This is a genomic window from Dietzia sp. DQ11-44 (assembly GCF_014145205.1).
Classification (GTDB): domain Bacteria; phylum Actinomycetota; class Actinomycetes; order Mycobacteriales; family Mycobacteriaceae; genus Dietzia; species Dietzia natronolimnaea.
Map to the genome: position 1 here is coordinate 1 of NZ_JAALEC010000447.1, position 1,437 is coordinate 1,437.

General features: G+C 72.9%; 1 protein-coding gene and 1 pseudogene. Both read left to right on the plus strand.

What is annotated here, in order from left to right:
* A pseudogene (locus G6018_RS11590) lies at nucleotides 1-346 on the plus strand (TIGR03085 family protein); the annotation flags it as partial.
* Nucleotides 347-406: 60 nt separating this feature from the next.
* Nucleotides 407-1,437, plus strand: a 1,031-nt coding sequence (locus tag G6018_RS11595) for a DNA translocase FtsK 4TM domain-containing protein (protein ID WP_241732069.1), incomplete at its 3' end; no start/stop codon positions are given.

A 1,437-nucleotide genomic window follows, 5' to 3' on the forward strand; every position in this document is an offset into this window, starting at 1 on the left:
GGAGTACCTCGTCCACCACGAGGACGTCCGCCGGGCCGGTGGCGAATGGACGACGCGGGAGTTCGACGTCGAGGACCTCGATCGCATCTGGGCGCTGGGCACCACGGTGGCCAGGACGTTCCTCCGTCGGGTGTCCGCCCGGGTCGACCTGCGCACCCCACCGGGGATCACGTTGACCAAGTCCGGTGCGGTGTCCACGGGCGCCGCGTTGGCCCCGATGGTCAGTGTGACGGCCGCCCCCGTCGAGTTGATCCTGTGGGCGTTCGGCAGGGACGCGGTGGACGTGGACATCTCCGGAGCCCATGGGGGCATCGACGCGGTCCGGGCGGTACCGAGGGGCTTCTGACCGACCCCGGCCCGTGTGGCTGCTGTTACCAATGGGGTCCGAGAAGATAGAGTGACCCCCATGGCACCCAGCTCGAACACGCGATCCACCCGTGCCCCCGGTGGACGACGCCCGGCCTCGAAGTCCGGCGCACAGCGATCCACCGCGTCCACCTCGTCGTCGTCACGGTCAGGCGGTTCCCGTCGCGGCGCCGTCGTCTCCACCCCGAAGTCGGGCACCCGCGGCGGTTCCCGCGCGGTCACCCCACCTCCGGAGCGGACGTCCGGTGCCTTCGGTGCCGTCGGGCGCGGTCTGCGTGGCGGGTGGTCGGGTGTGGCGAAGGGGGTCGGTCACGGGGTGCGCGGGCTGCGAGGCGGAACCGACGACGAGCGCGTGGCACCACCGCACCGTCGTGACGGGCTCGGGTTGATCCTCGTCGGCATCGCGATCGTCTTCGCGGGAGCGGTGTGGTTCGGTGCGGCGGGGCCGGTGGGGGAGTGGTTCGACACCGGGATCCGCACCGTGGTGGGGACGCCGGGTGCCCTCCTGCCGTTGCTGCTCGGGGTCTGGGGCGTCCTCGTGATGGCGCGGGAGCCACGACCCGACGTCCAGTCCAGGTGGGTGGTCGGGACCACCGTGACCTCACTGGGTGTGCTGGGTCTCTGGCATCTGGGATCAGGGTCGCCCTCGGACCCGGAGGGGGTCCGTGGGGGAGCCGGCGTCCTCGGGAGGATCGTCGGGGGCACGCTCGAGGCGGGTCTGTCCGTCTTCGTCGCCGTCCCGCTCCTCGTGTTGCTCGTGGCGTTCGGAGTGCTGGTGCTGGTGGGACGCCCGGCGAGGGAGATCCCCGGCATCGTGCGCGGATTCTTCGGCTGGGACGGGAGCGGGGACATCGTCGACCACGAGGACCCCGCAGCGGACTGGGACGACCCGGACGCCACCACCGCCTACCCGATCGCCGAGACCGGGACACCGGTCGACCGGGAGCGGACCGCACCGAGACGTCCGGCTCGCCGCCGGGTGGCCGCCTGGTCGGACACCCCGACCACCGGGGAGACGGTCGAGATGCCGGCGGCCGCAGGGGCGTCGGCGGACCCGGCCGACGGGCCGGA